Source organism: Serratia sp. CY82433, assembly GCF_052166535.1.
Taxonomy (GTDB): domain Bacteria; phylum Pseudomonadota; class Gammaproteobacteria; order Enterobacterales; family Enterobacteriaceae; genus Serratia; species Serratia sarumanii.
This window is the reverse complement of sequence record NZ_JBJNOR010000011.1, coordinates 1-5,224: the sequence shown is the minus strand read 5'-3', so window position 1 is coordinate 5,224 and position 5,224 is coordinate 1. Positions and strand designations below refer to the sequence as shown.

At 51.5% G+C, this 5,224-nt stretch carries 6 protein-coding genes; 3 read left to right on the top strand and 3 right to left on the bottom strand.

The genetic code is table 11. The features are described from left to right. Positions 1–407: helix-turn-helix domain-containing protein (locus ACJ8PI_RS24390; RefSeq protein ID WP_442528256.1), on the top strand; the 407-nt coding region annotated here is incomplete at its 5' end. A 163-nt stretch (positions 408–570) separates the two neighbouring features. Beyond that, a complete protein-coding gene (locus tag ACJ8PI_RS24385; RefSeq protein ID WP_089597835.1) occupies positions 571–834 on the top strand; it encodes a protein L in 264 nt (87 codons plus the stop codon). Positions 835–1,264: 430 nt separating this feature from the next. On the opposite strand, the gene mbeA is transcribed toward ACJ8PI_RS24385, so the two are convergent. After that, positions 1,265–2,761 carry a plasmid mobilization relaxase MbeA gene (gene mbeA, locus ACJ8PI_RS24380; protein WP_433127091.1) on the bottom strand — a complete coding sequence of 499 codons (1,497 nt, stop codon included), beginning with the start codon at positions 2,759–2,761 and terminating at the stop codon, positions 1,265–1,267. Further along, entirely contained in the window at positions 2,751–3,074 is a 324-nt protein-coding gene (locus ACJ8PI_RS24375; protein ID WP_126289757.1) for a MobC family plasmid mobilization relaxosome protein, read from the bottom strand. Before ACJ8PI_RS24375 ends, mbeA begins: the two co-directional genes overlap by 11 nt. Positions 3,075–3,721: 647 nt before the next feature. On the opposite strand from ACJ8PI_RS24375, the gene ACJ8PI_RS24370 reads away from it, so the two are divergent. Beyond that, positions 3,722–3,853 (top strand): replication initiation protein, encoded by a 132-nt coding sequence (locus tag ACJ8PI_RS24370; protein WP_423249856.1) that lies wholly within the window; start codon positions 3,722–3,724, stop codon positions 3,851–3,853. A gap of 220 nt (positions 3,854–4,073) precedes the next feature. On the opposite strand, the gene ACJ8PI_RS24365 is transcribed toward ACJ8PI_RS24370, so the two are convergent. Next, positions 4,074–4,748, bottom strand: a complete 675-nt coding sequence (locus tag ACJ8PI_RS24365) for an NYN domain-containing protein (protein WP_104672183.1) — start codon at positions 4,746–4,748, stop codon at positions 4,074–4,076. Between the last annotated feature and the right edge of the window lie 476 nt (positions 4,749–5,224).

Sequence of the window (5,224 nt, the reverse complement as noted above, 5' to 3'; positions counted from 1 at the left end):
AAAAAAATAATTTAGACCTTCAAAAACAGACACTTGAATCTAAATGGGGGAAGGAAGCATTAAGCATGGGATGGTCAGCCATTCCTACATCCCTTTTCTTCCTGCAGGGCGCACTCAATATGACCCCCACAACATTCAATGTGCTACTTCATCTAATTATCCACTGGTGGAAACCCTATGATTGGCCACATCCATCTCAAGAGAGCATCGCGGTTAGAATGGGAGTTTCATCAAGAACAGTTCAACGCTCACTCCAAGAACTTGAAAATTACGGATTGCTTACAAAAATTCGTACAAGCAAGGATAACCCTAAGTACAAAGGGCGAAACATTTACGATATGTCTCTTTTAGTTAAGTCACTAAACATTCTAACGCCAGACCTCAATGCCAAGCTGAACGAAAAGTAACCATGGAATGATTTTAAAAATCAAACCATTACAATTCAGATTTACCATCGCATCTCTATTTTAGAGTATTTTCAATCATCACCCGATGATTGAAAATACTCTAAAAAAACCATACTTATAAAGAGGATACCCCCGCCCTATACATTTTGGAAAGGAAAGGTAAATGGCTGTATACACCTCTGAGACTAAACAATTTTTAGACAGTGTTTCACACGATAAAACTTGGTGGACATCACGATATAACCCTGCTGACGATGTACCGGTATCAGGGATCTATCGTTGTACTGTTTGCGGAAAAGAGATAACCAGCAATAAAGATGACCCGTTTCCGCCGCAAAATCATCATCAACACAGCCAAAGTCAGGCAATCAAGTGGCAATTAATTGTCAGGACAGATACGCAAGGAAATGGTTGTGGTTCTAAATAACTCAAAAGCCCTTAGGGGCTTTTTTTGTACCTATCGGTCAGACGGATTAAACATAACATCCGTTGGCCGTACCGCCCCGGACAGCTTCGCCGCGAACGGGGCGGCAGTCAGCCAAAACCAACAACAACCCACCCGGTAAACCACCCCGATCGCGACAGATAAATTTTACCCGACTGCATAGCCATGCAGCCAGGTGAATGACGGCAGGATTCAGCCCAAAAACAGCGTGAAGGTCCCGAAAAACGGCAAATGCTTCTCCAGCCACTCCCACAGTTCTGCCGCCAGATAAAGGCAATTAAGTAACTGCTCTAGTAATTTGATAACATTCATTTTCTTACTCCCAATAAGTCGTGGCCTTTTTTGCCACGAACCTATTTAGCGGGAGAAATCAGAGCCCCTCTTCGGGCGGGTTGTCACCTGACTGGATGGTTTAAAGTGTCGGCCCGCGGTAGGTTTTCTGCGGCTGGCGCTCCAGCTCCAGTGTTTTCTGATACTCATTCTCCCTCTGCCGGAGCTCGATGGCATTCAGTTCCCGGACAAGCGGCGCAGCTGCTCGCTTAAACTCAGCACCTGCGTGCTCAAGTCCGACACGCGCTCGTTCAGCACCGCGTTCTCCCGTTGCATAAGACCACACATGCTCCGCCATTCCGCGAAGGCGCTCTCCCATTCGTCCAGCCTTTGCGAGTAGTCCTGCTGTAGCTGCTCTAATGCGCTCAGCAACTGCTTTTCCAGCTCTGTCATTTTCCGCTACTCCTGTTTCAGGCGGATCCATGTCGTCCCGTCGTAAGGGATGGCTTCGGTTTGCATCCCCGGCGGCAGGATAAGAAACCTCCGGCCGTCGCTGCTCTCCTGATAGCGCACTCCCCACGTCCGGGCGGTCATTTTCGCCAGGGTATCTTCCTGCTGACGAAGATGCGTGTAATTGTCGGTTATCTGCTGCCCCTGCCACCACAGAATGCTCCCGCTCGTGCCGATCAGCAGCGCTGACACCATCAGGATGGTGAGCCATGTCCGTCCGGCAGTCCGCAGTACGCTCCGCCGGTTTTTCTCCATCGCCTCGCTCATACTCTGCTCGTGGGCGAGGATGGCGTCGCTGATTCTCCTCGCGCTTGCGCTCAGTTCCGCTCTGACAGACTGCTCGTGCTCGCTGAATGCGGCTTTCAGCATCTCGCCGGTACTCTGCTTCTGCGCTTTCGATTGCTGCTCTAAGTCCTTCGCCAGCGTTAAAAGACTGCTCATAGATGGCTCCCTTCAGTCGGATGTTTCGCCCCCCGTCCGGGTCGGCAATGCTGATACTGCTTTTCGTGGTGCGCACCACCTCAAAACCTGACCGTTCCAGCGCCTCAGTGACGTCCTGACGGGTTTTCAGCTCCCCGGACGAAGCAAGGATCAGCAGTCCGCGCGTGATGGCTTCTGCGGCTTCCTGCTTCGTTTTCGGCAGTCCGGACGGCGTGACCAGCGCCCGGCGGTTTTCCGGTGCGTTCGGGTCGTGCAGCCCCAGTCTGCCGTTCACGATGGTCTGCCAGGCATCGATACGCGGGCGGTCGGCGAGGTCGTAGTACGGCTGGAGCCGCCTGCCGGTCAGCAGCTCGGTATTGGGGATCAGAAAGTTCAGCTCCAGACGCCCCTTGTCCGCGTGCTCCACCCACAGAATGCTGTACTGATCTTTATCAAGTCCGGGTATCAGAACCCGCTCGAAGCTGGCCATCAGTTTTTCCCGCTGGCCGGGAGGCAGATCGGCCTCCGCAAACGACAGGACGCCGGAGGTGTATTTCTTCACGTAAGGCGACGCGTCAATCAGCTCCCGGACTTCGTCCGGCTTCCCCTGCAGGACGCTGGCGCCTTCACGCTGCCGGTCTTTACCCAGCAGATAGTCCACCGGCCCGGCGCCACCGCCGCGACCGCGTGGATGAAATTTAACGATCATCGTCCGTTCCTTTCTCAAGAACGGCGTGCCGCAGCCGCTCAAGCCCGGCATCGATGGCCATCAGCGCCGCCACAATCTGTACCCTGTCATGGCCGGTGCCGCCGCCGGCGTTAACGCGGCGGGCTATCTGGTTCAGGTTATTGCCCATGCCGGCAAGCTGGCGCAGCAGCGCCGGCGAGATTGAGGGGAGCTTTCCGGTGCGCGCAGGCTTTTCGTCCAGGCAGGTCTGCCGCATCCAGGCCGCGAGCTGTTTACCGTCGCAGCGTTCCAGCAGACGGCGGTGCTCATCTTCGGTCACCCACATCGTGAGCATCTTGTTCCGTTTCTCTGACAAACCGGTCTCCTGATAACGCCGGGACGGGCGGGAAACCCTTTCCCGGTCGGCGCGGGGTTGGACAAGCCGCAGGCGCGTCAGGCTTTTGGCGGGTTTCGGGGCGCAGCCCTGAACCAGTCACGCAGCGCTAGCGGAGTGTATACTGGCTTAATATGTTACGGCGGAGTAACACTTTATGAAAGTGCTTCATGTAGCAGGAGAAAAAGGTGGCACCAGCGCGTCAGCAGAATATGTGATACAGGATATATTCCGCTTCCTCGCTCACTGACTCGCTACGCTCGGTCGTTCGGCTGCGGCGAGCGGTACCGGCTTACTGGCGGGGCAGAAATTTCCTGGAAGATGCCAGGACGAAACTTAACAGGGAAGCGAGAAGGCCACGGCGGAGCCGTTTTTCCATAGGCTCCGCCCCCCTGACAAGCATCACAGAATCTGACGCTCAAATCAGTGGTGGCGAAACCCGACAGGACTATAAAGATACCAGGCGTTTCCCCCTGGCGGCTCCCTCGTGCGCTCTCCTGTTCCTGCCTTTCGGTTTACCGGTGTCACTCCGCTGTTATGGCCGCGTTTATCTCATTCCACGCCTGACACTCGGTTCCGGGTAGGCAGTTCGCTCCAAGCTGGACTGTATGCACGAACCCCCCGTTCAGTCCGACTGCTGCGCCTTATCCGGTAACTATCGTCTTGAGTCCAATCCGGAAAGACACGACTTATCGCCACTGGCAGCAGCCACTGGTAACAGGATTCACGGAGCAGAGTAGTAGAGTGCTTCTACAGAGTTCTTGAAGTGGTGGCCTGACTGCGGCTACACTGGAAGGACAGTTTTGGTATCTGCGCTCCGTGAAAGCCAGTTACCTTCGGAAAAAAGAGTTGGTAGCTCTTGATTCCGGCAAACGAACCACCGTTGGTAGCGGTGGTTTTTTTGTTTGCAGGACATGAGATTACGACGAGAGTAAAAGGATCACAAGAAGATCCTGCTGTTTACCAGTGATTTGGCTTCAGTATTGGCTTCCGCCTAGTGGGGACTTTATCTGGCAATAAAGCTAACCTTAAGGCTTCATAGGATACATATGGCAAGCTCCAATCCCCTAAACTAGCCAGACTACTAATCACTCGACTAGTATCTTGTTCCCTTGGCACTACGATTCCTATTTTTAACTCAGGCCGATCGGCTTTTATCATTTCTATTGGCGGTATCATATCTGAGTCGTTAGTGCAGAGAACTAACTGTTTTGCCTCACCACGAATCGCATCGCGATACATTTCTAAAGCCATTCTAACGTCGGTCTGCTTTTCTTCTAACTTCCAGACCGTTGTTCTATCCGTTTTTGATGGCGGTTGCCCTTCATTAAAGGTCATTGCACATTCCTGACGCTCTGAGTAATAACCTTTGATTATCTGTAGCTTATCACCATAGATCTGTACTAATGCTCGATGGTAGGCTTGCTGAGCCTGGTGCGCCAATTCCCCCCGAGAAGCAAACTTTGCTTTGATCTCAGCAGTAAAGAATTTCACCTGAATCAACTGTGATTCTCTTGCTCTTATCGGAAGCAGTTGTTCTTCAAAGAGCTTATAAAGGTCTAACCACTTATATCCCGAACGCTTCACCAATCCGTGATAAAAATTGAACCCATCTACGTAAACTATTGTTCTCATTTTATTTCGCGCATAAAAAAACCGCCTCTAAGGGCGGTTTTAACAACAAAAACTAACGTTAGCAAACAGTTTAAGTTGTAGTTCCTCAGGGTTAAAACTAACCGAGAGGGCGGTTTCAAGCTCCTGAAGGAAGACGCGTAACTTAATCGCTGCCCACCTAAAGGGAGGTTTAGAGCCTCAAGGGAGCTGCGTAACTTAATCGCGCTACCAAGAGGTGAGTGTAGATTAAGTATAGTTAAATATAATGATATTATAAGCGCGCTGGTGTCGTACTAATTATATGAATTAATTTACCAACCTGCTAAGCTGAAGTCTTCTGAGAAGACTTCAGCTTAGCAGGTTGGTATATGTCAGATCAAAAAAATAATTTAGACCTTCAAAAACAGACACTTGAATCTAAATGGGGGAAGGAAGCATTAAGCATGGGATGGTCAGCCATTCCTACATCCCTTTTCTTCCTGCAGGGCGCACTCAAT

What these genes read in the sequence shown, in the direction of transcription:
- ACJ8PI_RS24385 (WP_089597835.1), top strand. Translation starts at nt 571, where the DNA reads ATGGCTGTATACACCTCTGAGACTAAACAATTTTTAGACAGTGTTTCA.
- mbeA (WP_433127091.1), bottom strand. Translation starts at nt 2,761, where the DNA reads ATGATCGTTAAATTTCATCCACGCGGTCGCGGCGGTGGCGCCGGGCCG.
- ACJ8PI_RS24375 (WP_126289757.1), bottom strand. Translation starts at nt 3,074, where the DNA reads ATGCTCACGATGTGGGTGACCGAAGATGAGCACCGCCGTCTGCTGGAA.
- ACJ8PI_RS24370 (WP_423249856.1), top strand. Translation starts at nt 3,722, where the DNA reads ATGCACGAACCCCCCGTTCAGTCCGACTGCTGCGCCTTATCCGGTAAC.
- ACJ8PI_RS24365 (WP_104672183.1), bottom strand. Translation starts at nt 4,748, where the DNA reads ATGAGAACAATAGTTTACGTAGATGGGTTCAATTTTTATCACGGATTG.